General features: G+C 44.2%; 20 protein-coding genes. 15 read left to right on the top strand and 5 right to left on the bottom strand.

Annotated elements, in window-relative coordinates; translation table 11 throughout:
• Window positions 1–12 precede the first annotated feature (12 nt).
• The 9 genes from QFZ81_RS22300 to QFZ81_RS22260 all read left to right on the top strand — a co-directional run bounded on the left by QFZ81_RS22300 (window position 13) and on the right by QFZ81_RS22260 (window position 12,160).
• Window positions 13–849 (top strand): glycosyltransferase family 2 protein, encoded by an 837-nt coding sequence (locus tag QFZ81_RS22300; RefSeq protein ID WP_307441365.1) that lies wholly within the window; start codon window positions 13–15, stop codon window positions 847–849.
• Window positions 833–2,095: a glycosyltransferase family 4 protein gene (locus QFZ81_RS22295; protein ID WP_307441367.1), complete on the top strand. Its 1,263-nt coding sequence runs from the start codon at window positions 833–835 to the stop codon at window positions 2,093–2,095. The genes QFZ81_RS22300 and QFZ81_RS22295 overlap by 17 nt, the downstream gene beginning before the upstream one ends.
• A complete protein-coding gene (locus QFZ81_RS22290; protein WP_307441370.1) occupies window positions 2,064–3,206 on the top strand; it encodes a glycosyltransferase family 4 protein in 1,143 nt (380 codons plus the stop codon). Before QFZ81_RS22295 ends, QFZ81_RS22290 begins: the two co-directional genes overlap by 32 nt.
• Before the next feature lie 30 nt (window positions 3,207–3,236).
• On the top strand, window positions 3,237–4,337 hold the full coding sequence (locus tag QFZ81_RS22285; RefSeq protein ID WP_307441371.1) for a glycosyltransferase: 1,101 nt from the start codon (window positions 3,237–3,239) through the stop codon (window positions 4,335–4,337).
• A 4-nt stretch (window positions 4,338–4,341) separates the two neighbouring features.
• Window positions 4,342–5,673, top strand: coding sequence for a UDP-glucose dehydrogenase family protein (locus tag QFZ81_RS22280; RefSeq protein ID WP_307441372.1), 1,332 nt, complete (start codon window positions 4,342–4,344; stop codon window positions 5,671–5,673).
• 32 nt (window positions 5,674–5,705) lie between these two features.
• Window positions 5,706–7,076 carry a sugar phosphate nucleotidyltransferase gene (locus tag QFZ81_RS22275; protein ID WP_307604757.1) on the top strand — a complete coding sequence of 457 codons (1,371 nt, stop codon included), beginning with the start codon at window positions 5,706–5,708 and terminating at the stop codon, window positions 7,074–7,076.
• 223 nt (window positions 7,077–7,299) lie between these two features.
• Window positions 7,300–8,808, top strand: coding sequence for a glycosyl hydrolase (locus QFZ81_RS22270; RefSeq protein ID WP_307604755.1), 1,509 nt, complete (start codon window positions 7,300–7,302; stop codon window positions 8,806–8,808).
• 19 nt (window positions 8,809–8,827) lie between these two features.
• On the top strand, window positions 8,828–11,449 hold the full coding sequence (locus QFZ81_RS22265; RefSeq protein WP_307604753.1) for a discoidin domain-containing protein: 2,622 nt from the start codon (window positions 8,828–8,830) through the stop codon (window positions 11,447–11,449).
• 210 nt (window positions 11,450–11,659) lie between these two features.
• Window positions 11,660–12,160, top strand: a complete 501-nt coding sequence (locus QFZ81_RS22260) for a hypothetical protein (RefSeq protein WP_307604751.1) — start codon at window positions 11,660–11,662, stop codon at window positions 12,158–12,160.
• A 193-nt stretch (window positions 12,161–12,353) separates the two neighbouring features.
• On the opposite strand, the gene QFZ81_RS22255 is transcribed toward QFZ81_RS22260, so the two are convergent.
• Together QFZ81_RS22255 and QFZ81_RS22250 are read right to left on the bottom strand one after the other, a co-directional pair.
• Entirely contained in the window at window positions 12,354–12,755 is a 402-nt protein-coding gene (locus tag QFZ81_RS22255) for an NUDIX hydrolase (RefSeq protein WP_307604749.1), read from the bottom strand.
• Window positions 12,756–13,023: 268 nt separating this feature from the next.
• Window positions 13,024–13,896, bottom strand: a complete 873-nt coding sequence (locus QFZ81_RS22250; RefSeq protein ID WP_307604747.1) for a pentapeptide repeat-containing protein — start codon at window positions 13,894–13,896, stop codon at window positions 13,024–13,026.
• A gap of 368 nt (window positions 13,897–14,264) precedes the next feature.
• Between QFZ81_RS22250 and QFZ81_RS22245 the strand changes: the two genes are divergently transcribed.
• Together QFZ81_RS22245 and QFZ81_RS22240 are read left to right on the top strand one after the other, a co-directional pair.
• On the top strand, window positions 14,265–14,822 hold the full coding sequence (locus QFZ81_RS22245) for a class I SAM-dependent methyltransferase (protein ID WP_307441383.1): 558 nt from the start codon (window positions 14,265–14,267) through the stop codon (window positions 14,820–14,822).
• Window positions 14,823–14,922: 100 nt separating this feature from the next.
• A complete protein-coding gene (locus tag QFZ81_RS22240; protein WP_307604745.1) occupies window positions 14,923–16,332 on the top strand; it encodes a PAS domain-containing sensor histidine kinase in 1,410 nt (469 codons plus the stop codon).
• 88 nt (window positions 16,333–16,420) lie between these two features.
• Here the strand turns inward: QFZ81_RS22240 and QFZ81_RS22235 are convergent, their stop codons facing one another.
• A complete protein-coding gene (locus QFZ81_RS22235; RefSeq protein ID WP_307604743.1) occupies window positions 16,421–17,032 on the bottom strand; it encodes a 50S ribosomal protein L25 in 612 nt (203 codons plus the stop codon).
• A gap of 163 nt (window positions 17,033–17,195) precedes the next feature.
• Between QFZ81_RS22235 and QFZ81_RS22230 the strand changes: the two genes are divergently transcribed.
• The 3 genes from QFZ81_RS22230 (at window position 17,196) to QFZ81_RS22220 (ending at window position 20,159) form a co-directional block, all read left to right on the top strand.
• Window positions 17,196–17,489, top strand: coding sequence for a hypothetical protein (locus tag QFZ81_RS22230; RefSeq protein ID WP_307441388.1), 294 nt, complete (start codon window positions 17,196–17,198; stop codon window positions 17,487–17,489).
• Between the two features lie 244 nt (window positions 17,490–17,733).
• The gene (locus QFZ81_RS22225; protein ID WP_307604741.1) at window positions 17,734–18,957 is read left to right on the top strand and encodes a nitrate- and nitrite sensing domain-containing protein; all 1,224 of its coding nucleotides are present in this window, start codon (window positions 17,734–17,736) and stop codon (window positions 18,955–18,957) included.
• 104 nt (window positions 18,958–19,061) lie between these two features.
• Window positions 19,062–20,159 (top strand): response regulator, encoded by a 1,098-nt coding sequence (locus QFZ81_RS22220; RefSeq protein WP_307606995.1) that lies wholly within the window; start codon window positions 19,062–19,064, stop codon window positions 20,157–20,159.
• Between the two features lie 317 nt (window positions 20,160–20,476).
• Here the strand turns inward: QFZ81_RS22220 and QFZ81_RS22215 are convergent, their stop codons facing one another.
• Both QFZ81_RS22215 and QFZ81_RS22210 read right to left on the bottom strand, forming a co-directional pair.
• Complete coding sequence (locus tag QFZ81_RS22215) at window positions 20,477–22,414, bottom strand: PAS domain-containing hybrid sensor histidine kinase/response regulator (RefSeq protein ID WP_307604739.1); 1,938 nt, start codon at window positions 22,412–22,414, stop codon at window positions 20,477–20,479.
• 82 nt (window positions 22,415–22,496) lie between these two features.
• Window positions 22,497–23,357, bottom strand: coding sequence for an AraC family transcriptional regulator (locus QFZ81_RS22210; protein WP_307604738.1), 861 nt, complete (start codon window positions 23,355–23,357; stop codon window positions 22,497–22,499).
• A gap of 136 nt (window positions 23,358–23,493) precedes the next feature.
• On the opposite strand from QFZ81_RS22210, the gene lacZ reads away from it, so the two are divergent.
• Window positions 23,494–26,646 (top strand): beta-galactosidase, LacZ type, encoded by a 3,153-nt coding sequence (gene lacZ, locus QFZ81_RS22205; RefSeq protein ID WP_307604736.1) that lies wholly within the window; start codon window positions 23,494–23,496, stop codon window positions 26,644–26,646.
• Window positions 26,647–26,652: the final 6 nt, after the last annotated feature.

The following is a 26,652-nucleotide window of genomic DNA, read 5'->3' as shown; positions in this document are numbered from 1 at the left end:
GGGGCGAACGAAATGAGTCACTATAGTGACGCTGTGGGAGAGAATCGGATTTCTGTTGTCATCATTGCGCAAGACGATGAAACGAGAATAGCGGGTGCGATTGCCTCCTGCATGCCTTTTGCAGACGAAATTGTTGTCATTGATGGCGGGAGCAAGGACGGAACAGTCCGTGTATCTGAGCAGTTGGGCTGCAAGGTATATGTGAACGCTTGGCCTGGTTATGCAAAGCAGCGTATTTATGGCAGTGATCAAGCTACCTATGATTGGATTTTCGTTATTGATACCGATGAGGTTGTTAGTGAACCTCTAGCAGCATCGATTCAGAAGTTAAAAAATGACTTGTCTGATCCGAGCAAAGCTTATGCTGTCTTGCGTATAGGTGACTTTCTAGGACGCTGGATGGGCAAGGGCGAGAAGCTTGTCCGTCTCTATAACCGTACCGAAATTCAGTACCGGGAAAGTCTGGTGCATGAAACACCGGATGTCTCAAGTGAGAATATCGCGTATGTGCCAGGTGTTCTGTGGCATTATGGTTTCCGCAGCATTCATGATCACATTCAGCGGTTTAATAAGTATACCGATCTGGAAGCGGAAGGCGCTGTAGTTGCAGGGAAACAATTTAGTCTGCTGCGAATGTTCGTCCGTCCTCCCTTGCGATTTGTACAGAAATATATCGTTCATGGCTTGTATAAGAAGGGTATTCCAGGACTTGCAGTATCCCTCTTTTGGGGAATATACGAATTCCTAGTATGTATGAAACAGTATGAGCTTGGGCTTGCTCGGAAAAGAGTGAAACAGGCTCAGGAAGAGCCAATTAAGGAGGGGAAAGCTTATGCTACACTGCAATAGTTTGCGGATCCTGTGTACCGGAATGGGTTGGCCATCTGCACAGCCTGGAGGTTTAAACACTTATTTCAAACATATTTGCGCAAGCTTAGCTACCCGTCATGAGCTGGAGGCGCTGGTATGCAGTGCGAATAAGCCGGTCGTTCAAGATGACCTCCGCGTCACGAACGTAGCCGTCACCGATTTGAAGTTAAGTAAAAGACGTGATGCCTTTCGGAAGCACGCTGCTGATCTGATGAACGGGCAGGACATCGATATCGTTTATTCCCATTTTGCTCCCTATAGTATAGGAGTTGCCATGGAGGCTAAGGCGCGAAATATTCCGGTGGTGATGACGTTTCATGGTCCTTGGAGTGAGGAAATTAGGCTCGAAGGCAAGGGATTGAAGCATCGAATCAAAACAATGATCGCGAAGAGCTGGGAGATGAAGGCTTATCGGCTGGCGGATGCTTTCATTGTATTAAGTGAAACCTTCCGTGATATTCTTCATCACAAGTACGGTGTCCCGCTTTCTAAGATTCACATCATACCAGGCGGAGCTGATGTTACCCGGTTCAAGCCGGCTGCGAATCGCACAGCGATAAGAAGGAAGTTGCAGCTGGAGGAAGGGACGACAGCGGTGTTGACCTTAAGAAGATTAGTCAACCGAATGGGTCTTCTTCAATTACTGGAAGCTTGGAAAGAGGTTGCGAGAACGATTCCGGATGCCGTGCTGTTCATAGGTGGCAAAGGGCCGCTGCGAGATGAGCTGGAAAGCCGAATTGCTGAATATGGTCTCCAAGCTCGCGTTCGAATGCTGGGCTACATCCCCGACGACGACCTTGCTGATTATTATCAGGCTGCTGATCTGTTCGTTGTACCTTCGCAAGCGTTAGAAGGCTTCGGATTAATTACCGTTGAAGCAATGGCCGCCGGGGTTCCAGTTATGGCAACACCGATTGGAGGCAATCGTGAGATTCTTCAGAAATACCGACCAGATATGCTGTTTGCAGGTAAAAGCAGCCAAGATATGGCTTCTGGTTTAATTCGCTTATTGCGGCACCGTGAAATGTGGCCCACCGCAGAGCAATGCAGAAGCCATGTGTTGGAGAATTACACCTGGGATCGTGTATCCAAACAGGTAGATAGTGTATTTAATCACGTAATCGATCAACATATGATTGCTTATGGCGGCAATCGTCGGGTAACCGCTGGGAAGAAAGGAGGACGTGAACAGGATGAGGGTAGCTTATTTGGATCATACCGCTAGATGGAGCGGGGGAGAAGTCGCACTTTATAACATTATTACCCATCTCGGAAACGAAGTAGACCCACTAGTCATTGTGGCCGAAGAGGGTGTGCTCGTAGAGCGGTTAAGAGATAAAGGTATCGACGTTCGCGTCTTGCCTTTAAGTGATAAGGTACGCAATCGCAACCGGAATGCGGTGAATTTGCAAGCTGTATCTGCCGCTTTTGAGCTTCTCACCTATGGGAAGAGACTCTCCAAATTATTGAAAGCAGAACAAGTCGTCTGTGTACATACCAATTCGTTGAAATCTGCTTTTTATGGAGCTGTAGCTGCTAAATTGGCAGGTATTCCTCTCATCTGGCATATTCGGGACCATATTGGAGTTCCGTACTTGAAACCGATCGTCGCTCAGGCGATACGATGGATGTCCCGCTTGCTGCCGAACGGCGTCATAGCGAATTCTAATTCGACCTTGAATGCTCTGCATTTGCCGAAATCGAAAAAAACGTTAGTTGTCTACTCGGCTTTCGCAAAAACGAAGAATTCAAGGATTGCTGTAGAGAAAAAATGGATGAAGCCCTACGTTGTTTTGCTAGTTGGCAGGCTAGCGGAGTGGAAAGGCCAACATATTTTACTCGAAGCGGCCAAGTCGTTTCTACCCGATCAACAGGTTCAGTTCTGGTTAGCCGGGGATGCCTTGTTCGGGGAAGACGCGTATAAGCAGCAGCTGCTTCAGCAAATGGCAGATGACAAGCTGTACAATGTCACCTTATTGGGTCATGTGGATGACATTCAAACATTAATGCAGCAAGCGGACCTTCTGGTACATACTTCCATAACTCCTGAGCCATTTGGTCAGGTCATCGTAGAAGGTATGGCGGCTGGATTACCCGTTATTGCATCTAACGAAGGCGGTCCGACTGAAACGGTTGTAAATGGCGAAACGGGACTTCTCATTACTCCCGGAGACCCCGCTTTGCTTGCCGATTCCATACGCTACCTGCTGGAGAATCCAGAAGTGCGGCGCAGAATGAGTGAGAATGGCATAAAACGCGTGGAACAACACTTTGTCATCGAACGAACCGTTACCCAAATCACTCATTACTATGCAGGTTTAATTGCTAACTCGTAATTATCTGCTAGTAAATAAAGGATGGATCAAATGAAAATAGCAATCGCGCATGATTATTTGGTTCAAATGGGCGGGGCCGAAAGAGTGGTTGAGGTCTTTCACCAAATGTACCCGAGTGCTCCCATCTATACGACCATGTTTAGCAATAATCGACTGCTAGATGAGCTAAGAGATGCGGATATACGGGCCTCCTGGTTGCAAAAAATGCCCGGTGGGAAAAGTCATTTTAAAGAAATGCTTCCCCTATATCCGTTTGCGATTAAGGATTTTGATTTCCGAGAATTCGATATTGTGCTTAGCTCCAGCAGCGCTTTCATGAAAAGTATTCAGGTTCCGAAGGAAACGTTTCACCTCTGTTACTGCCATACACCGATGCGATTCGCTTGGGATTATGACACGTATATGGAGCGACAAAGCAATTCAAGTGTGATGAAGCGGCTTTTGAAAATCTATATCGATAGGCTTAAGCAATGGGATCAAAAAACGTCGGCCAATGTGAATCAGTTTATCGCTAATTCCTCCGTCGTAAAAAATCGCATTCGTAATTATTACCAACGCGATTCCGATGTGATTTTTCCGCCGATTAATACGTCGCGATTCCATAGCTCATCTTCCATTGATGATTATTATTTGATTGTATCGAGACTTGTTTCGTACAAGCGAATTGATCTGGCGGTAGAAGCATTTAATCGAAATGGACTGCCGTTATACATCGTTGGAGAAGGACCCGACATGGTGAGGCTTAAGGCAATGGCCAAAGGGAATATCCGCTTCCTGGGAAGGCTGGATGACGGTTCGGTCACTCAAATGATGGCGCAGTGCCGAGCGTTAATCTTTCCTGGTGAGGAGGATTTCGGCATTACACCGCTGGAAGCGAATGCTGCCGGAAGACCCGTAGTTGCTTATCAGGCAGGAGGTGCGCTAGATACAATTGTGCCTCATGTGAATGGTGTGTTCTTCAAACGGCAAGAGGTAGAGGATCTGCTGCTTGCTATTCAGGAACTTGAAAATCACGCTTGGGATGTAAGGCAAATTGTTCAGCACGCGCAGAAATTTGATGAGAAAACATTCATGGATAAATTAAAAGACTACATGGGTAAGGCCTACCAACAATTCAGAGAGGGGCATTAATCGTATGGATATTGCAGTAATCGGGACGGGGTATGTGGGGTTAGTTTCCGGGGTATGCTTCGCTGAAGTGGGCAATAACGTAATCTGTGTGGATCACGATGAACAGAAAATTGAAAAGCTGCAAAACCTGATTTCTCCGATCTATGAACCTGGTATTGAACAACTGATGGAGAAGAATCTGAATGCCGGTCGGTTGGCCTTTACCGCTGATTTGGCACAAGCCATCAGTCAATCCGAGCTCATTATCATTGCGGTGGGCACACCATCCTTACCAAATGGAGAGGCTAATCTGGCGTATATCGAGCAGGCGGCCATGGAAATTGGGAAGGCGATGAATAGCTATAAAATCATAGCTACAAAAAGCACAGTTCCTGTTGGCACGAACGAGCATATTCAAATGATTATTGCCATGAATACGTTGCAGTCTTTCGACGTCGTATCGATTCCAGAGTTTCTGCGGGAAGGCTCGGCGATCGACGATACCCTTCATCCGGATCGGATTGTCCTCGGGATTGAAAATCCAAGCTTAGCCGCACCCCTCACTGAGCTGCACCGTTCATTTACCGATCAAATCTTCGTTACAAGTATTCGGAGTGCGGAGATGATCAAGTACGCTTCGAATGCCTTTCTGGCGACCAAAATTTCCTTTATTAATGAAATATCGAACATTTGCGAGAAAGTTGGCGCAGATGTCACTGAAGTTGCCAAAGGAATGGGGCAAGATAAGCGAATTGGCTCTTCCTTTCTGAGTGCGGGTATCGGCTACGGAGGATCTTGCTTTCCCAAGGATACCGACGCGTTGATTCAAATTGCCGGCAATGTCGACTATGAGTTTCAATTGTTAAAATCGGTTGTCGAGGTGAATAAATCGCAGCGTTATAAGGTGATTTCCAAGCTGGAGGCATCACTCGGTCCGCTTAGCGGCAAATCCGTTGGCATCTGGGGATTGTCTTTTAAACCGAACACGGATGACATTCGTTATGCACCTTCCATCGAAATCGTTGAAACACTGATTCGTGCGGGAGCGCGGCTGAAGCTGTATGATCCCATTGCGATGGAGAAATTTAAGGAACGTATCGACCATCCGGCGATTCAGTGGTGTGAGAATGCCCTGGAGGCAGCTACGGGGTCCGACGCCATTTGTTTACTTACGGATTGGGAAGAATTCAAAGCGGTCCCGTTGTCACAGCTCATATTCGTCATGGAGCAGCCGATTCTTATTGATGGTCGCAATGTGTTTAGCAAAGAGCAGGTTCAGGGAACTGGACTCAAATATTATTCCGTAGGTAGACCTGACTTGATCGGGGCATCCCGTCCAAAAGCGCTGGCTAGATAATTGTCAAATAAACCGAATGGAGCGTGGTGTTCATGAAATTGGTTCTTCTTTCCGGAGGGTCGGGTAAACGACTATGGCCATTGTCCAATGATTCCAGATCTAAGCAATTCTTAAGGGTACTTGAAGATGCTGAAGGCAGAAGTGAATCCATGGTTCAACGTGTATGGAGACAACTGCAGAATACGGGCCTCGGCGATGATGCTTACTTGGCGACGAACCGCTCCCAGGTAGAAATGATCATAAGTCAATTGGGTGGCGACGCCCCTCTTATTGTTGAGCCTGAGAGAAGAGATACCTTCCCTGCAATCGCGCTTGCTGCTGCCTATATGTATGATGTCGAAAGTTTGCCCCTGAACACAGTGATTACGGTGTTACCCGTAGATCCGTATGTCGATGAGGCTTTCTTTCAGAAAATCAAACAGCTAGAGTATGTTCTGCACGAAACGGATGCGAATTTGGCACTAATGGGCGTTGTTCCAACGGTTCCGTCTGAGAAATACGGGTATATCGTTCCCTCTGACAAACGCAGAGAAGGGTCAGAAGCACTTCACGTTAACCATTTTGCTGAAAAGCCGAATCGTGAACAAGCAGCTGCCTTGATTGAACAGAAGGCGCTTTGGAACTGCGGTGTCTTCGCTTTCCGGCTAGGCTATCTCATTGAAGTCATGGTGGAGAAGGGCATCCCGATTCAGTATGAAGAAATGCTTAAAAACTATCATAGATTAACGAAAATTAGCTTTGACTACGAAGTTGTAGAGAAGGAAGCGAGCTGTGTTGTCGTACCTTACGACGGCTATTGGAAAGATCTTGGCACCTGGAATACACTGACAGAGGAAATGAGTCAATCTCAAATCGGAACGGGCATCGTGACTGAGGATTCCGAGAATACCCATTTGATTAATGAGCTGGACATCCCAGTTACGGTGATTGGGATTAAGGACGCCGTTATCGCTGTCAGCCCTGATGGGATTCTAGTAACGAGCAAGTCGGAAAGTCCCCGGATTAAGGAAGTCATGAATAAAATTGAACACCGACCGATGTATGAGGAGCGCAGGTGGGGACGTTATCGGGTAATTGACTATGTCAAATATGCGGAAGATAATGAGGTGCTGACCAAACGGATTCTCGTCCATGCAGGTAAAAATATAAGCTATCAGCTGCATTATAAACGCAGTGAAGTGTGGACGATCGTAAGCGGCGTTGCGGATATTGTCATTAATGACAAGCTCTATCAAGTGAAGCCTGGTGATGTCGTTCGAATACCAGATGGAACCCGGCACAGCATTCGAGCCATAACGGATGTTGAATTTATCGAGGTCCAAAGCGGATCCGAATTAGTTGAAGAAGACACGGTTCGTATTTGTATGGCATGGAAGGATATCCCCCTTCACCAATTTATTTAAGATTTGTTTTGAAACAACGAACCGCCTTCTATTCGACTTTGGCGAATGGAAGGCGATTCCTTGTTTGAAAGCATAACTGAAATTGGAAAAACTTTCAAAACATTTATATAATGCTTATATAAATCTAATATATGACCTGTATGGTAGATTAAGCAGGATGAACACGCTTGTAAGGAGCGTAAATCAGGGTTCATTGTGTCAATCTACGATACTGGAGGAAAAGATGATGATCGATTTTTTTGGAAAGGTGGGTGTGCGTAAGAAGGTGGTTTCCTTATTGTTTCTACTCTCTTTGCTAGCACCGAATTTCTTGCTTCACCCTAACGTAACGAATGCGTCAGTTGTTCCTATCAACTCACAAGCAACGTACGAGGCTAAGGCAGTACTGCAGCAATTGTATGCCATTTCGGGTGTAAGCATGATTAGCGGGCAGCATGATTATTTAGAAAGCCCGGATGAATGGACGAATCAAGTCAAAAGCTGGACGGGTAAATATCCGGGTCTTCATGGTTATGAATTCGGTGCTATTAAGGATCAATCAGAAAGTCAATTGGCAGATCAAAGACAAAAGGTGGTAAATAGTGCGATTGCGTGGAATCAGTCTGGCGGTCTGGTGACGATATCATTTCATGAAAGTATTCCCGGAACATGCCTTTGCTGGTCGAATGTACAGAAGGAAATGAGCCAAGCCGATTTTGATAAGTACGTTACGCCAGGTACTCCCCAGTACACGCAATTGCTTGCAGATCTCGACAAAGCAGCCGCGTACTTAGGGAAACTTAGGGATGCAGGTGTTCCTGTCTTATGGCGCCCGTATCATGAAATGAACGGTAATTGGTTCTGGTGGGGTAAGAAGAGCAACTTCCCTGCATTATGGAATATCATGTACGACCGCTTCGTTAATGTGCATAAGTTGAACAATTTGCTGTGGGTTTGGAGTCCGAATGCACCGAATGCGAGGTCTGACTCGTATACAGCCACATATCCTGGAGAAAATAAGGTGGATGTTCTCGCCGTTGATATCTATGACAATGATTACCATCCAGATTATTACACGAAAATTGTTGAATTGGCGAATGGTAAGCCTGTTGCCGTGGGAGAAAATGGTGAGCTGCCTAGTGGCACTGTTTTGAATGAGCAGCCCAAATGGGCCTATCTGATGACATGGGGCAAAATGCTGGCCGAAAATAATAACCTTCAAGAAATTGAAACCTTCTATAAGAATTCCAAATTACTGACAAGAGAGTCTCTTCAACCTATTAAAGTACCTGTCTCACAACCTGTCTTACAACCTGTCTTACAGGATGAGAGATATGGGTTAAGAGCGGAATATTACGATAATAAGGATTTGACCGCGTTGAAGGAAATGAAGGAAGATGCCAAGATTGATTTCAATTGGTCCACAGCAGCTCCTTTTCCTTCTATGCAAGCAGATACGTTTTCCGTGAGATGGACGGGTAAACTCAAGCCCAAATATACGGAAACCTATAAGATTTCTACGCTAAGTGACGATGGCATCCGAGTTTGGGTGAATGGCGTGTTGGTTATTGATAGTTGGTTTAATCAAAGCTGGGTGGAACGATCTGGAACCATTGCACTAACCGCTGGCGTGCCTGTTGATTTGAAAGTTGAATATTATGATAATACGAATGGTGCTGTTGCCAAAGTCATGTGGACGAGTCCGTCCCAAGTGAAAGAAATTATTCCCGCGAGTGTCCTATTACTTCCTTGATGGTTGAGAGGTATCTAACATGATGAGATATGTGATTGTACCAACTGCCTTGTTGATCTTACTGATCCTGACCTCGGCTTCGAATAACTATGGTGCATCGGCAAAAACAGATTTTGCAAAAGTGATGACAGTTTCCAATCAGATTGGTAATCAAATATGGATGTTGGGCAATCAGAACGATTCCTATTTGGAATTTGGAAAAGAGAGCACAGGACAGAGCAGCTTCACCGTAACGCCTGACTTGAAGCAAACGGATGCTTGGGACACGGTGCCTCAAGGTCTTAATAAATCCTTGAATCCTACCTTTACGATCAACTTCTCGTTAGCTGAAATACCCGAATATGGTGTTCATTTCCGAGTTAGAATTCTGGATGCTCATAAAGCCATTCCTCAGATGGCGGTTTTCTCCAACAAGATGCTTTCTGGCATCATCCAGATTGCTGGAGTCGGAGGGACAACAAGCACCTACCCGTACAAGAAATTATATGAGCTTTATATTCCTAAGGAGCAGCTGCAGCTGGGAAATAACGAATTGAAGCTGTCAACCGTAGGCTGTTTGTATTGTACGGAAGATGAGAATAAATTTCTCTGGTGGAAATGGGATTACCTAGCCCTTGATGCGCTGTCTTCACCTGCCGGAGAACCGATTCATGGGAGATATGTGGAATCCGGTACGAAGGTAAGCAATCTGTCATTCTACTATGATCAGGGAGCAGTTAGGCACCTTCCTTATGTATTGAAATGGCTAGGAATCGCCTACAGCGGCAATGTGATGAGGGTAGATTGTGCGACAGATGTGAAACAGGGGTGTTCGTCGATCAAGTCTTATTACGAAACTCTGCGTGATTACAATACTGGGGCAGTAGCCCTTCATCTGCATACAGGAAATATTAAGCTGAAAGAGGATGGCACACTGCCAGCAGATGCAGAGAATAAATTATTGGACTATGTGAAGCAGTATGGGTCCATGTTTCAATACTATGAGATTGATAATGAACCAGGCTTGTTCAATCGCTCCAAAGGGGTGAATCTAGCTATTGCGAAGTGGTTAAAAACCCATCTTCCTGAGCTTGCACCTCATGTGAAAACAGTGGCTCCGGGCTGGGCATATGCACCTAAGTACAACATTAGATCATGTAGAAATCAAATCTCGTACGGCATGTTTAAATGTGGGGATCCTGACGGGTGGGAAGATGATTCGGAGCAGCGAATGGAGCTAGAAGAGTTGACGGATTTAACGAATGGACATGCTTACGGAACTTCGTATTCCGATAATAAGGACGGAAGCTTCTTAGAAAATCTGCAAACATTCGGAGGGTCAGAGGATGGCCTTAAGAAGCTAATGTTGAATACGGAGTATGGAACTTCGGATAGCCATATGGATCCTAAAGAATTTGGTGCTACGCAGCCCCATTCGGCGGTCTTCGATCGTATTATGAGGGCTCATATCGGTTATGCCGATATGTTTATGCAGCATGCAGCGTTTTATCCGCAATATGCCTTGTTTGAGTCGGGGATTGATTTGAATACACAAAACCCAGCACAAATGAAGATTCATAAGAATTTAACGGATAAAGATACACGAGTTGGGATTATGCGCAGGTTGAATCTAGCCTATGCCACGCATGGGAAACCGCTAGTTTACGAACTTACCAACAAGTCTGAGTTGGCTGATAAGCTTGTTTATTTTCGCGGTGTGGATACATCGACATTGCCTGCACTGCCAGGATCTGGAGCGAAGTCGGACAAAATTCTGCTTAACTTCGTAAATTTTGGGACGAGTACGCAAACGATACATGCCAAAGTAACCATGCCTGAAGCTGCTATGTACGAGGGAGAAAGATTCGGAGCGGGTGATACCTATGAATCAGCTCGTACGTATTTGACAGGACTGCAAGCAGCCCCTGAGCTTGAATTCAAGGAAACGCTGCTTCCAGGCGAAGCTGTACAGTATATCCTGTCGCGGACAGATGGGGTAAAACCGATTGCACCTACGTGGATTCAGGCTAAGCCTATAGAGAATCATGCGATAGAGCTTAGTTGGAAAGAATCTGAAGGAGCACATAGTTACGATGTTTTACGAAAAATAGGTACGGCTGAGGGCAGCTACGAGGTGATCGCTGAACAAGTGCCAAATACTAGTTTTGTCGATGTGGATACGTTGATAGGAAACAAATACATGTATCAGATCAGAGTATCAGGCACAAAAGAGATTTCACAATCGGCAACGGTGACGACTACCGATGTAGTTGCCCTGAACCGGGCAGAATGGGGAGTAACCAGCAGTTCTGGCAAACCTCAAGGTGCGATTGATGGCAGTCCTTATACGCGCTGGGATACAGGGACAGCTCAAGCACCTGGGCAATTTTATCAAATTGATTTGAAGAACTCGTTTACAATCAACAAGATTGTGCTGAGGAGTGAGAACTCACCGAATGATTATCCAAGAAAGTACGAGGTATACGTATCTACGGACGGCTTCAATTGGGGATCTTCAGTCGTATCGGGTGTTGGCACAAGCGTACTAGAAATCAACTTCAATCCACAAATTACGCGATACGTAAAGATTGTCCAGACAGTGAAAGCAGGGAATTATTGGTCCATTCATGATTTGCAAATTTACGGTCACAAAACGGATTGACAGTAGGATTATCACGAATAGCAGTGAAAGAAGGGCAGCTACTCCTAAGGAGAGCTGTTTTTTTGCATTGTTAATGATGACTACGAGGATGATACACTCATCCAGAAGTGTCTGAAGCGACATTTATGAGCGGGAGTTCACACCGCAGCACTAACAGAATACACTTAGAATAGACTACATTAAACAACGGTGTGACGAGGAGGGGTACAGTTGAGATATACAGTGCAATATCTACCTCTAAGTAAGATTAAGCCGGAAAGTATCAATGCTAAGACCTCACTAAAAAATAAGGAGTTTAAAAAAGTTGCACAAGATCTAATGCATCTGTTGATTGTGCGTAAAAGCAGAAAAGAAGGTGGCTACGTCATCCTGGGCGGACATCATCATTTCGATTTCCTCAAAAAGCATACAAAAAAAAGTTCTGCTATTTGTCTTGTAGATGAAAGTAAGATCTCTGCAAGTGTAGGGACATGGATTAATCGCTTCAGGAAACGACCACTACCTTATGATATTCCTGAAATCTCACCAGATCGGATTGCAGTCAACAGCTGGTCTATCATTCGTACTTTTCTGAAAAGGGAGCCCCGATTTCGAAGACTTTCTCGAAGACAGCAATTGAAGGTACTCCGGCTTGGTATTCAATATAGGAAAACAACGATACGATCCATGCAAGCTAAAGTAGAAGATTTATTAAAAAAGATTGTGCACTGATTAGACAATGCTAGCAGGGAATTTAGATGAATAAAAGTAAGGAGCTGCCGCGGGCAGCTCCTTACTTTTTCACGAACATGTGGCCAATATTTAGAAAGACCAGTGACACTATAGCTGCCATCAACAACAAAATCAACAACCAACACCCTTCCTTATTACATGTTACCGAGTCAAATCAACTCAGATTAAGTGATTATGAAAGTAACTTCATCTCATTTAATTTGTCAAAAATGATTTGGCAAACAGGGGATACACGGTCCCGGTCGTGATAGGTTAGCCAGACCAATTCATCTATTTCAGAAGCTGGACTCAGCTCTCCTTCAAAATCCGCCGTATAACAAGTCATTTTCACTTGCATACCTTCCGCTTTACCATGGGCTTGAGCTTCAAACGTTCCAAAATGCAAGACGGTTTCTGGCTTTATTCGAACGGATAATTCCTCTTCTATTTCTCGTAAAAGAGTATCGATATCGGTTTCATCGGGTTCCCTTTTTCCTCCAGGTAAATAATAGGTATCTTTTCCTTTGGAACGAGCGCCTAATATTTGACCATCAGCAACGTATATCCATGCAATTTTATCTATTAAAGTAGTCATCTAGTACTCCCTTATCTTATTTTTCTGAAATTATAGCATAACGGAATACAAGAGTGTACTCATTGATCAGGCTGCTGCGGCGGGCTGTTGATTATAATTGAAGTAATGGGAGATTAGTTTTGAAAAAGGTATTTCAACAAATTAAACCGAAATAGAATATAGTGTAGGGCGGGCATGGAAATGGACTAGCGAGTGCCACACTGGATGGCTAAATAAAAAGAGATCAACCCATAAAACTGGCTGACCTCATTATATAATGCTCTATGCTCTAGAAAGTGGACCAGTGCGTTGGTCGGGTGAGCGACGGTGGCAACTTGGTATCGCCATCGCCCTTCGCCGCGTTGAGTTGGGCTTGGGTGAGAAAGATACTGTCGGTGAGGTTGGCACCGCTAAGATTAGCGTCCCGGAAATCAGCCCCGATGAGGTCAGCCACTCTCAGATCGGCACCTCTGAGGTTAGCTGCAATAAGGTAAGCCCCTCTCAAATTAGCGCCTCTGAGGTCGGCGCCTTTGAGATTGGCCCCGATGAGGTCGGCTCCTTGACCGTAGGTCTTCTGACGTCCAGCGGGTTTTTTCTGCTTGCGCAGGGCTTCGGCCCGCACGAGCTCGCTCGTCCGTAAAAGCAGTACATTGACATCGGCTCGGTGTGCTGCCACGTCCAGTTCCATGAGAGAGTCGCTACTAAGGTGAGTGAGGCGTTCCGTTTTGTCGAGCGCTAAGGTGAGTTCACCGTGGATAGAAAGGGATGCCTGCAGCGTCAGCGCTTCAGTCAGATACCAGAGCAGCTCATGGAGTTGACGCATGATCGGGAATACCTCGAACATTTGCTTTGCGGAACCTGGAACTTGACGCCAGTCGTTTCCGCCGAAGGTGACATGGGAAACCTTTTGCCCCGCGCCGAAGCAGTCATAAACCGTACAACCTCTAAAGCCCAGCTGCCTGAGGTTAGTGTGCACGCCGCAGCGGAAGTCCGATTGCAGGTTAGGGCAGGGCTGGCCGGCGTCTTTGTCGTTCGCGAAGTCTGACGAAGCTGCGTAGGGCAGTGCGACACAGCACAAGCCGAAGCAATTCTCGCAGTCGGATTGGAGACTGAGGGGATTCCTGCCGTTTAAAGTTTCTGCATATTCGTGATTCTCAGACAATGTTGTCCTCCTTCCGCTACACCATATTCTCATACTTGTCTATTTTAATCAGCAAGGCTATGGGATGGTCTTAGAATGTTTTTGTGTATGAAAAATGAATATTTCTTCAATCCCATTATAGTATTACTGATTATTTTTTCTGTCAATCTTTGTCTGTGACTAGGAGCTAGTTGGAGATAGTGGAGTTCTTCTGGGATATGGGGTCCAACAAGAATATCAAAATGAGAGATAAGCATTGAAACCGAGCTTAGCTGAGCACTCCCGCGGAGATAAGCGCGAAAGACTATCGCTTCAATAGGTGTAATATGGGCTGGAAGGAGTAGATATCTATCAGTAGTAATTGGTTTGTTAATAATTATGATAGATTAATGAAACCCTTGGAGACTAGAAGATTTATAGATATTCGCTCTGAGTTAATAAACAAAGCAAAGGGTCAAGTGTTGGAAATCGGATGCGGAACAGGAATTAATTTCAGCTTCTATAAGGACGTAACTGTAACAGCAATTGAACCGAATCCAGTTCTAAGGAAGACCTCGTTTGAGCGAGCTTCCTCAGCCAAAACTCCTATCCATGTAATTGAAGGAAATGCTGAGCAATTGTCATTTGCGGATCATTCGTTTGATACTGTAGTTGGGACACTTGTTTTATGTACGATACCAAACCCAGTAGAAGCGATTAGAGAAATTAGTAGAGTTTGTAAGCCTGATGGAACCATTTTATTATTCGAGCATGTTCGTCATGAAAATAGCCTATTGGGAAAGTTACAAGATCTCCTGTCACCGATATGGAAGAGAGCTTGTGATGGGTGTCATTTGAATAGAGATACAATTCAATTACTGAAACAAGAAGATTTAGAAATAATTGAAATAAATAAACATTTAGGAAACATTTTTGTAACCGTTGAAGCTAGAAAAAGTAATTCATAATATTAATAATTTTTTGAAAATCCCAACTTTAATAGAGGGTTTTTTCCATTAGAGACGAATAAGCTACAATCACTTGTTTGAAATAAGGGGATGTTTACGCTTGAATTTGAAAGAACATCTAATTGATTCCTTTATGAATTTAACCTCAGACGGAATTGTCATCGTTGATGTTAATGGTAAAGTGTTAGAAGTGAATAAGAAGTTCGAAGAATTACATGGCTGGACAAGAGAAGAAGTGATCGGGCAAGTATTGCCGATGACTCCAGATAAATATAAGGAAGATGCTCTTCGGTTATATCAGTCTTTAATAGATGGGGGGCAATGTTCGGATTTCGAAGCGTTAAAACTAAGAAAAGATGGCTCTACATTTTATGCGAATGTTACGGTTTCACCCATGAAAGATACGGAAGGAATTGTTATTGGGTTCATTGGTGTGGAAAGGGACATCAGTGAAAAGAAAAGAGCGGATGAGGAGCTTTTAGAAAGAGAAAAACAATTTAGAAGGTTGATTAAACTCAATCCAGAACCAATTGTTCTTCATAAGGAAGGTGTCGTCCAGTTCGTGAATGATGCCTGTTGTAAACTTTTTTGTGGTACTTCTTCAGATGACTTTAAGGGAAAACAAATATATGATTTTCTCTGTTTGAGTGATAAAGATTTTATTTTGGAGCGGCTTCAGTTGGTGATGGAGTCCGATTCTTACACGGAGTTTATGGAGATTAAGCTGCGAAAGTTAGATGGAACTTTTTTTGATGCCGAAATATCATCCATTTATGTGGACAAAAACATGGGTTTTCCTGTCGTACAGACCGTGATACGTGATCTCACTGAGCGCAAAAAGTCTGAAGAAGCCATTATTAGATCAGAAAAACTGTCACTCATCGGTCAATTGGCAGCTGGAATCGCACATGATATACGTAATCCTTTAACCTCCTTGAAAGGTTTTGTAAAATTACTAAAGGCTAAAAATGCCGATTACGTTGATGTCATGTTGGAAGAATTAGAACATATTAACTATGTTGTCAATGAATTTATGACTCTGGCGAAACCGCATCTGAATTGTTATATGGAGAGTACGTCACTTGGACTTGTCAAAAGTGTGGTTGGTTTTCTGCAACCTCATGCTCATCTCTATAACGTTCAAATACATATTGACATGGATCCAGACATACCAGCCATTTATTGCAACCCAGATCAAATCAAACAGGTTTTAATTAATATTTTAAAGAATGCAATCGAGTCTATGCCTAATGGGGGATTAATTCAAATTGCTATCCGAAATCCAACCAATCAAGGTGTGGTGATCCGCATCGAAGATCAAGGTGTAGGCATTTCTGGAGAGAGGTTGTCCCAGTTGGGGGAGCCTTTTTATACGACAAAAGTGAATGGTACTGGTTTAGGGCTTATGGTTTGCAAACGGATAATCGAAGGACATGGAGGCAAATTGTTAATTCAAAGCAAAATTAATCAGGGTACTACGGTGGAAATCGAATTGCCTTTTAAAAAATAGGGCTAAAAGGGAAACTAAAAACCGACTCTTCCGCATAAGCTGCGTATAGAGCCGGTTTTATTATTCCTGTGTCAGTGTGGCAAACACGTTAAGCCTTAGACAGGGCAGCTTCATCCGCCTGTTCTGCAGTTGGTTCAACCGCATCAACAAGCTTCTGCATGCCAAGTATGGTGACCAGAATGGTGACCAGAATGGTCTCTGGATCACTTAACACTTCAACATGCTTGGGAACTTTAAGATCAGCAATGGTTATATGTTCGCCGATATTTAGCTTACTAATATCAATGGCGAGATGTTCCGGCAGCTTGTTCGGCATACAGCGGATCATGACCTCATGTGTTTCTATTTGGAGAATACCGCCTTCCTTGGTGCCTTTAGCTTCCCCGGTGAAATGGACGGCAATCGATGTATCAAGCTGTTCTTTCATATTAATTTGAAGAAAGTCAATATGCAGCAATTGACCCGTCAGGCAATCCTTCTGGACTTGATGGACGATTACCGGCTGTTTGGTTTTGGACGGCAGGGTAACATTCAGGATGGCACGCGGATTGCGTTTCAGTGATGCGCGGATTTCTTTTTCCGGGACAGTGACATGTTCGGAATCCATACGTGAGCTATACACCACAGCAGGAATATGCCCCTCAGCCCGCAGTTTCTTTACAGGACCTGATCTTTCGGATAGTAAAATCGTTGTAGTCATGTGTTGCACCTCCGTAGCATTTGTAGAGCGGCTTTCAGCCCTATTGCTCATTTACCCGATAAATTGTGCATTGAAACAGGGTAGAGTCAGGAAAATTTTTCGTTTTGGGCTTCTTTATCTCTTCATTTGATAGTAAAATAGAGGACAAGAGGAGGATTGATAAATGATGAGTACACTGAAGAGTTTCACTGATTCAGATCAACAAATATCGTTGGAGTTAAGAGATGATCATTTAACTGTGCTTCGTTTCTACGGTGAAACATCCATTTACCCTTTCAAAAGTATTTCTCTTGCCTCTGAGCCAATTCCTGAATATCCACTCAATCGTGTGGCTTTAACGGTTATTGATTTCAACACTGGTGTAACCGATTTCAAATTTTCTTCTAGTAAAAATGATTTTGAGATATTCGTCCAAAAACTGATCGAAATTCATAGTGAATTTATTCCGAACCACTAGTTTTTTCGGCAATAGTTGAATCTACCAAGGACAGACGATCCCAATCGTTCTGTCCTTTTTGTCTATGCTTTTGCAAGCACAATATTGTTCCTTCTGCGCTCAAAAAAGAGGGGGTTTGTCGTAATTTGCAGAATATATACACCTAAACATGATACATAGACTCGACCAAAGAGAGGGCTTGCCGCATGCAATGGATTCGGAACGCTAAAATAATTATAAGCTGATCTTTATGATTGTACTTCCAATGTTGGGGTTGTTATATTTCTCCTCCAATGCCATTTATGGAAAAGTGAAAGAGCTTTCAGAATTGAACAGGCTGCAGACACTGGTTTCAACGGAAATCTACATCAATGATCTGATTCATGAGGTTCAGAAAGAGCGCAGCCTTTTATCTGGTTACTTTGAAGATAAAACGGTTACGCGTCAACTAGTTGATCAACGTAAATTTACCGAAGAGAAGACAAGTGCATTTCGGGAGCAATTAAAGTCACTGAACACATCCGTTTTGGGTGATAAGTTTAAGAAAAATGTCAATAATGCGGTAAGTAAGCTAGACCAATTTGTGATTCTTAGGACACAACTTGATCAGGGGAAAGCCAATGAGAATGAGACACTTTCCTTTTATATGGATACGATTAACAGTCTCTTTGATATGATGCAAAACGCGAACGAAATAAGCTCGAATAAACAAATTTCAAACATGCTTAATTCCTATATTCTATTTTCCAAAAGTAAGTTTGCAGTGAGTAGGGAGCGTGCATTATTATTTCATGTTTTTTCCGCCAATCGTGCGGATTTAAATGATATTGAACAGATCAGTGTATTAGAGAACGAACAATTGCTTTATTATAAGGAGTCCAAATTACTCGCATCAGAGGCAGCACAACAACTCTATCAGAAAACGGTGAAAGGACAAGCCGTTAACGAGGTCGATCGTCTCGTACGGCTAGTTATAGAAACGGAACCTGGGAAAGCTCTCGGGGTGGATTCGCAGCAATGGTACAACGTAGCGACACAAGAAGTAGATCTTCTTAAAGAGATTGAGGATGGACTTTCGGCAGAATTAATTCAAAGCATGGAAGTAATCAAGAAGAGTACCACGCAATCCTTGATTGGTGTGGCCATATTTAACATCATTATTTTAATTCTCTCGTTTTTGGTAATCGTTTTGATTTCCAGAATGCTTTTATCTCAAATCCGGCTGCTAAAAAGATCTACGGAACTCATTCTGACCGGAGTCACAGATATTCATCTGGATTTTCAATCGAAGGATGAATTTGGCGAGCTGATGGAAGCCTTCAATCATATGGTAGCTAGCTTTAAAGAAGTCATTACTCAGGCAGATCGCATCTCTTTAGGTGAATATGAGCAGACGATTGTTCCCCGATCAGATCAAGATCAGCTGAGTGTGGCATTAATTCGAATGCTGACCTCTTTAAAAGAAACAACTGCTGAAAATGAGCGGTAATTCTGGTTAAAAACGCAGTTAGCCCGTTTGACGGGGCTTGCACAAGGCGTTGCAAGTGTACAGCAGCTAGTGGGCATGCTAAAAATAGGCATCAAGCGCCAAAAATTTTAGTCGTTGATGATCGGAAAGAAAATTTATTCGCTATGCAGAAAATTTTGCAAGTGCTCCATTGTGATGTATATGTCGTCCAATCAGGCAATGAAGCCTTATCATATACCCTGCGCCATGACTTTGCACTTATTTTACTTGATGTGAATATGCCGGAAATGGATGGTTTTGAGCTTGCGGAGCTGCTGCGAAGTAATAAGGAAACGAAGCATATTCCTATCATTTTTGTAACAGCCAGTAATAAAGAGGATCAGAGCGTATTCAAAGGATATGAGAGCGGTGCTGTGGATTACTTGTTCAAGCCTGTCAATGCCGATATTCTGCTCAGCAAAGTAAAAATATTTCTAGAACTCAACCGAAGAAATAAAGAGCTTGAAGCGATTCAATCGGAGCTTAAACGCAGCAATGAGAGCTTAAGGGAGTTCGCACAGGTCGTTTCGCATGATCTGAAAAATCCGCTGAATGTGATTACAGGGTTGAGCGAGCTTCTTATAGCTAGACATAGTGCCGATATGACCCCAAAAGGTAAAGAATATATGAACCGAATTTCAGCGACCGCTGAGCGGATGAACCACTTGATCACCGATTTGCTCTCGTATGCCCAATTAAACGCGAAATCGGTTACTTTTGGAAATGTTGATTTGAATGAAGTCGTCACGAATGTGATTTCGGACCTAAGCAGCACGATCGAACAAAATGAAGGGCAAATCCTCATACAAGACAGGCTTCCAATTATTCAAGCGGATGCGACGCAAATGTATCAGCTATTTCAAAATATTATCGCAAACGGACTGAAGTATCGTAGGAAGGAACAATCGCCGATTATTCAGATTTCCTTATGGGAAGGAAATGAACCAGACACCTTTGTCATTCAAATCGAAGATAATGGTATTGGTATGAAAAAAGAGGATATCCCGACAATTTTCACTCCCTTCAAACGGCTGGATAATGCCAAAGCCTACGAGGGTACAGGTCTAGGGCTTGCCACGGTGCAGAAAATCATTGAGAGACACGATGGCCTCATGGAAGTGGAAAGTATTCTCGGCGAAAGATCAACTTTTCGTGTTTATCTTCCGATATCTCAAGGTTTTTAAAACGATACTGCCCATCATATGAAGCCATCGGATTAACCCTGGTTTTTTTCCAATGACTATTCTAAGGGGAGATCTTTCAAACCGCCGCTGCGGTTTTTTTACACGTTTGGAGTTGTACAACGTACAACAATTTTCCTTGATTTGCTCTGGGCAAGCTGAAGATGTTGTATGTTGTACAACAATTCAGTCATTTAATAGGCTAATGGGCTGCTTTTGCCTGGAATTCTTGTATTCTCTGCAACAATCCCATAGGAAAGGTGGATTTGCTTGCTTATTGTTGTACAACGTACAACAATATACGGATATGCAATTTCAAATCACTTGGATTCCCCACTTCGTTTAGCTGAAAGGTGTTTGTTCTTCATATAGGTCTCGATAATATCGAGAAGAGACTTATTTTTGATCGGTTTGCTCAAATAATCATCCATACCTGCAGCGAGGCAGCTTTCGCGATCTTCTTTTAAGGCGTTCGCAGTTACAGCGACGATCATGGGACATCGTTCTGGCGGGAGTGATTGTCTAATCATTGCGGTTGCATCAAATCCGTTAATGATTGGCATTTGGAGATCCATAAATATAATATCAAAACGGTCCCTTAAAGCGGTCTTCACTGCTTCTTCCCCGTTAGCAGCAACTTTAATGATATGACCCTGCTTCTCCAACATTTTAATTAAAACGAATTGATTAATGATGTTGTCTTCGGCGATAAGTATGTGCAAGGAAGCATGCGCTATACCTTCATTCGTATTAGCCTGATATTCATCAGAATGATGATCCTCTTTGAGACAAAGGGTGAAAATGATCGTAGTACCTGGGGCGTCGGCAGGCTCTACCCAAATATCGCCTCCCATAAGTCGGACCAGCTTTTTTGAAATAGCTAAACCAAGCCCAGTACCCTCGTATTTGCGTGTCATGACATGATCGACTTGATTGAAAGGCTCGAAGATATAGCTTCTTTTATCAGCTGGAATGCCGATTCCGCTATCTTTTACAATGAATTCTAGTTGGATGATGTGATCTTCTTGTATGCGTTTATTGACATGTACGGAGATTCCGCCGAATGGTGTAAACTTGATGGCATTGCCAACCAAATTAATAAGTACCTGCTTCAACCGTTCAGAATCACCCACTAAGGAGTGCGGGACGTTGGGATCTACTGTAAAAGTTGTGGATAATTGCTTTTCATCCGCTTTGGTCGATAAAATATGAAACGTTTCAGAGATCGTATCTCGGATATTGAAAGGGATTTCGTGAAATTCAGTTTTACCGGATTCGATTTTGGAGAAGTCTAAAATGTCATTAATGATACGAAGCAGCGTTTCACCGCTCTTATGAATAATCTCTACGTACTCTTTTTGTTCATCGTCTAACGTTGTCGTTTGCAGCAAAAGGTCTGTCATTCCGATAACGCCATTCATCGGCGTCCGAATTTCATGACTCATCATCGCCAGAAATTCACTCTTCGCATTATTCGTATTCTCAGCTGTTTCCTTCTCAATCATTAATTTCTTCTGTTCGGTCATGTCCTTGGCAATGATATAGAACCCAACAATCATTTCGTTCATGATGATGGGAGCAATCGTCGTCAGTACTTCAACGATTTGACCATTGATTTGACAAATATGATCAATCTTCTTCTCCATGGAAGCATCGAATAGGGAATCGCTAAGGATTTGTTTCACATTGTTTTTGCCAACAAATCTGGAAAAAGGCATTCCTACGAATTCATTGTTGTAGAAACCTAACAACTCCTGTGCCCGCGTATTGCCATTAACAATAATTCCGTCCAAATCAAGAGAAATGACAGCATCATGAGTATGCATTTTCAGAGGTGTATAGCGATCAATAGATTCTTGAAGCTTTTGTTCAATGGACTTGAGCTGTGAAATATCCGTCATATGAACGATACCATACAGAGGAGGCCCGTTTTGAGTATCGCAAACGAATGTGAGTTGAACGGAAGTCCAGATGATGTCGCCATTCTTATGCAAATATCGGATATCCATGGTAAAAGAAGAAGCAAGACGAGCTAACAAGTTTTGAACTTGATCGGTGTAGGGGAGCCAATCATCAGGAAAGGTGATTTCACGAATGTTAAGCTTCTCAAGCTCATCTTCTGTGTACCCAAGAATCGAGCAATAAGCTGGATTCACTTTCAGTAGGGACCCGTTTAAGGATAAACAGGCAATCCCATGAGGAGAGAACTGAACCATCTGCTCGAAGAAACGATGTATATCGAGTTGTAAGCTGCTCATCATTAGCCCCCAATCATTTTACCCATATATAACCATCATAAGCCTTTTTTGAAACGAAAACGTTGTCAAGCAGCCAGGCGAACTAACGGAAATCTTCTGATTGGTTCTTTTTGTTGTATTGATTTCTGAAAACTTCGGGCGTCAAACCGACGGATTTGCGAAATGTCGAGATGAAGTGCGAAGCGTCGAGGAATCCGGTCGCGTCAGCGATTTGTTTCACCGTTTGATTAGGCTGGGCAATCAGCAATTCCTTGGATTTCTGTAAACGCAGCTGCAGTAAGTATTGGTAAGGAGAGAGGCCAAATGCTTTGCGGAACAATGTATTGACATGTTGAGAGCTTATGCCAAGCAGCTGAGACATCCATCCAAGCCCTACGTCGGAAGATGCGAAGCTATGCTCCAGCTCTAACAATAACGGTAGCAAGCGTTCGTGACTTTGGGAAAAGGATGCGCTTTTATTTACGTTGCCGTGCTTTTTGAGCAGAGTCAGGAATTGATATATTTCTAGTGAACCATTCATACCTGTGAAGTCATGGCTGTAGCGGTACTTTTCGTAATAGTATTCATGAATATTGGCGAGAGGAGTTTCCATACCCCAGCTAATTGATGTGGATAACGGTATCTCTAAGGCATATACAATGGAGGCAGCGAGTGCGCCATCGAAGGTTAAATACCACGTCGACCATTTGGCGGCCGTGATGTTATATTCATGGGGGACGCCCGCAGACAGGAGCATGCCTTGATTCTCACTTAGCTTGACAGATCTGCTTTCGAGGATGATCTCTCCGCTGCCCTCAATCGTTTGGAGCCAATGGAAGCAGGGATATCCTTCTTCCCGTTTGTAAAATTGCTGCTCATTTTCGTAACCGACTGTTTCCAGGATGAGAGGAAGCTTCCGATCCGTTTCTGTAATAAGGAAAAATTTTCTGTAATCGGTAGCCATCGCTCAGAGTGTCAACTCTTTCATTTTTTAATATATGATGCGTATTATCTTATATTTTAAAAGAAATTATTGTCTTGTACAATAAGAAGATAGTTGAAGAAATTTATACAACCTATAGAAGCGAGGAATTCAAGAGATGGCTAAAAAATTCATATATACACCGCCCGTAAACGGATACCCGGAATGGAACAATAATCCTCAGATTTTTCAATTGAATCGAATGGAAGCACATGCTACGTTAATGCCTTACAAGTCCGAAGATGAGGCACTAGCAGGAGTTCGTGAAGCGTCCGACTCTTACCAATCATTGAATGGAACCTGGAAGTTTCATTTTGCTGAGAATGCGCAAGGCCGTCCGCAAGAGTTCTACAAGAGCGACTATGATTGCAGCAGTTGGGCGGACATCGCGGTGCCTTCCCATTGGCAGCTGCAAGGGTTCGATTTTCCACAATACACGAATGTCATCTATCCTTGGGTGGGGCATGAAGATTTGAAGCCTCCATTTGCTCCGGTAAAGTATAACCCTGTGGGCTCCTATTCCCGCAGCTTTACGGTTCCGGCAGCATGGGCAGCTCAACCCGTATACCTGAGCTTTCAAGGGGTTGAGTCCGCTTTTTACGTGTGGGTAAACGGCGATTTGGTGGGCTTCAGCCAGGATTCGTTTACACCTGCGGATTTTGATATTACACCCTACTTGGTAGAGGGGGAGAATAAGCTTGCTGTAGAGGTTTACCGTTGGAGTGATGCGAGCTGGCTGGAGGATCAAGATTTCTGGCGGTTAAGCGGTATTTTCCGTGATGTTTATATGTATAGCACGCCGATCACGCACATTGCCGATTTCAAAGTGTTGACCGATCTGGGCGCTGACTTTAAACATGCGGATTTGCATATTCAAGCGAAAGTAACGAACTACGATGGTCTCGGCACAGGGACCCGCCGAATGGAAGCTGTTCTGTATGATGCTGAACAGAAGCCTCTCTGGGCTGCGCCGCTTTCCGCTCAAATTCAAGTAAGCGGTAAGGAGAAGCAAGATGTAAAATTATCAGTTAAGGTAGCTAAGCCAGCCCTATGGAGCGCTGAAAAACCAAATCTGTACACGCTGGTATTGAGCTTGAAAGACGAGAATGGCGCTTTGCTTGAAACAGAAAGCTGTAAAGTTGGCTTCCGCAAGTTTGAGATTCATGACGGCTTAATGAAAATCAATGGCGAGCGTATCGTATTCAAAGGCGTAAACCGCCATGAATTTGATGCAGACCGCGGTCGTTCTGTGGATAAAGAGAGTATGCTTGCCGATATCCTGCTGATGAAGCAATATAACATTAATGCTGTTCGTACTTCTCACTATCCGAACAACACGCACTGGTATGAGTTGTGTGATCAGTACGGGTTGTACGTGATTGATGAAACGAATCTGGAAACGCATGGCTCATGGCGCTATGGCCAGTTGGAAGACGATGAAGGGGATACGGTTCCGGGCAGCAAGCCGGAATGGACTGAAGCGGTTCTGGACCGCGCCAATTCCATGATGCAAAGAGACAAGAACCATGCTTCTATCGTGATCTGGTCGCTTGGGAATGAGTCATGGGGCGGAGACAACTTTGTTAAAATGCATGATTTCCTTCGTGAAGCGGATCCTTCCCGCGTCGTTCATTACGAGGGTGTAGCCAACTGCCGCGGTGCTTCAGAGGCAGCTTCGGATATGGAAAGTCAAATGTATACCAAAATTGAAGGCGTAGAAGCCTATGCAAAAAGTAACCCTAAGAAGCCATTTATTCTTTGTGAGTATAGTCATGCTATGGGGAATTCATGCGGCAACCTGTTTAAATATTGGGAGCTGTTCGAGAAGTATCCAGTGCTGCAAGGCGGCTTTATCTGGGACTGGATCGATCAATCCATTCGTACAACAACTCCGGACGGGGTAACGTATCAAGCGTACGGCGGCGATTTCGGGGATACACCGAATGACGGCAACTTCTGCGGCAACGGGATTATTTTCGCAGACCGCTCCGTATCGCCTAAGCTCTTTGAAGTGAAGAAGGTTTATCAGAATGTGAAGCTTGCAGCTCTGGACCTGACTCAAGGCCGAGTTTCGGTGAAAAATGAATTCTTGTTCACGGATTTAAGCGAGTTTGATTGGGTATGGACCGTTGAGCGTAACGGAATTGCGGTTGGGGACGCCAAGCGTGGATCATTTGCTGTAAAACCTGGCGAAACGGCTGAGATTGAAATCGCTGTGGATGCTTTGGAAGTGACCTTCCCGAAAGACGAGTTCGTTCTGACCATTTCACTTCAACTGAAGGAAGATACGTTATGGGCGCAAAAAGGGCATGAGATCGCTTGGGAGCAGTTCCTGCTGCCTAACCGTAAAACAGGTGCTCTTACTGATTTGGTTGTGCAGGCAGAAATCGCCGCGGCGGTTTCGGAGTCTCAAGCCGTTGAAATTGCAAAAACTGCAGAAACTATTGCACTAAAAGGCTCTAACTTCTCGCTTACGTTTAGCTTAGTGACCGGTGATATCACATCTTATGTGTACGAAGGCAGTGAGCTGTTCCTGACAGGTCCGGCACCTAATTTCTGGCGTGCCTACACGGACAACGACCGAGGCAATCAGCACCACATCCGTTGTGCGCCATGGCAAGCAGCAGGAAGCGGAAGAAAGCTGCAATCGCTCCAGGTGAAGTCCACATTGGATGGCCGTGCGGAAGTTCATGTTTACTTCGAGCTTGCGACAGCGCCTGTTTCCACGGTGAAATTGACGTATACGGTTTCCTCCAATGGCGAGGTGGAGGTTCATATGGCGCTTGTTCCGGGTGTGAATCTGCCGGAGATTCCGGAAGTCGGCGTACTCTTCGAGCTAGACCGTTCCTTCCAGCAGCTTAGCTGGTACGGACGTGGTCCACATGAGAACTACTGGGATCGCGCAGTTGGCGCTAAACTGGCTATTCACAGCGGTACGGTTGAGGAACAGTTCGTACCGTACTTACGCCCGCAGGAATGCGGCAATAAAACGGATGTGCGCTGGGCGACGTTGACAGATTCGAACGGGCGAGGACTTCGCATTACAGGACTTCCTACCGTTGAATTGAATGCTCTGCCTTATTTACCTTCCGAGTTGGAAGCTCATGACCATACGTATAAGCTGCCTGCTAGCGACAAAGTCGTGCTGCGGGTGAATTATAAGCAGATGGGCGTCGGCGGGGATGACAGCTGGGGGGCAAGAACACACCCAGAGTTCACCCTGTATGCCAATCGTACCTATGCGTATTCATTCACGTTTAAAGGAATTTAAGTGATT

The organism is Paenibacillus sp. V4I9 (genome assembly GCF_030817295.1).
Lineage (GTDB): Bacteria > Bacillota > Bacilli > Paenibacillales > NBRC-103111 > Paenibacillus_E.
This window is presented reverse-complemented; position numbering and strand designations above follow the sequence as displayed.

Bases quoted from the DNA above. Each gene is read 5' to 3' on its own strand.
- QFZ81_RS22300 (WP_307441365.1), top strand. From the start codon at position 13: ATGAGTCACTATAGTGACGCTGTGGGAGAGAATCGGATTTCTGTTGTC.
- QFZ81_RS22295 (WP_307441367.1), top strand. From the start codon at position 833: ATGCTACACTGCAATAGTTTGCGGATCCTGTGTACCGGAATGGGTTGG.
- QFZ81_RS22290 (WP_307441370.1), top strand. From the start codon at position 2,064: ATGAGGGTAGCTTATTTGGATCATACCGCTAGATGGAGCGGGGGAGAA.
- QFZ81_RS22285 (WP_307441371.1), top strand. From the start codon at position 3,237: ATGAAAATAGCAATCGCGCATGATTATTTGGTTCAAATGGGCGGGGCC.
- QFZ81_RS22280 (WP_307441372.1), top strand. From the start codon at position 4,342: ATGGATATTGCAGTAATCGGGACGGGGTATGTGGGGTTAGTTTCCGGG.
- QFZ81_RS22275 (WP_307604757.1), top strand. From the start codon at position 5,706: ATGAAATTGGTTCTTCTTTCCGGAGGGTCGGGTAAACGACTATGGCCA.
- QFZ81_RS22270 (WP_307604755.1), top strand. From the start codon at position 7,300: ATGATGATCGATTTTTTTGGAAAGGTGGGTGTGCGTAAGAAGGTGGTT.
- QFZ81_RS22265 (WP_307604753.1), top strand. From the start codon at position 8,828: ATGATGAGATATGTGATTGTACCAACTGCCTTGTTGATCTTACTGATC.
- QFZ81_RS22255 (WP_307604749.1), bottom strand. From the start codon at position 12,755: ATGACTACTTTAATAGATAAAATTGCATGGATATACGTTGCTGATGGT.
- QFZ81_RS22245 (WP_307441383.1), top strand. From the start codon at position 14,265: ATGAAACCCTTGGAGACTAGAAGATTTATAGATATTCGCTCTGAGTTA.
- QFZ81_RS22235 (WP_307604743.1), bottom strand. From the start codon at position 17,032: ATGACTACAACGATTTTACTATCCGAAAGATCAGGTCCTGTAAAGAAA.
- QFZ81_RS22230 (WP_307441388.1), top strand. From the start codon at position 17,196: ATGATGAGTACACTGAAGAGTTTCACTGATTCAGATCAACAAATATCG.
- QFZ81_RS22225 (WP_307604741.1), top strand. From the start codon at position 17,734: ATGTTGGGGTTGTTATATTTCTCCTCCAATGCCATTTATGGAAAAGTG.
- QFZ81_RS22215 (WP_307604739.1), bottom strand. From the start codon at position 22,414: ATGAGCAGCTTACAACTCGATATACATCGTTTCTTCGAGCAGATGGTT.
- QFZ81_RS22210 (WP_307604738.1), bottom strand. From the start codon at position 23,357: ATGGCTACCGATTACAGAAAATTTTTCCTTATTACAGAAACGGATCGG.
- lacZ (WP_307604736.1), top strand. From the start codon at position 23,494: ATGGCTAAAAAATTCATATATACACCGCCCGTAAACGGATACCCGGAA.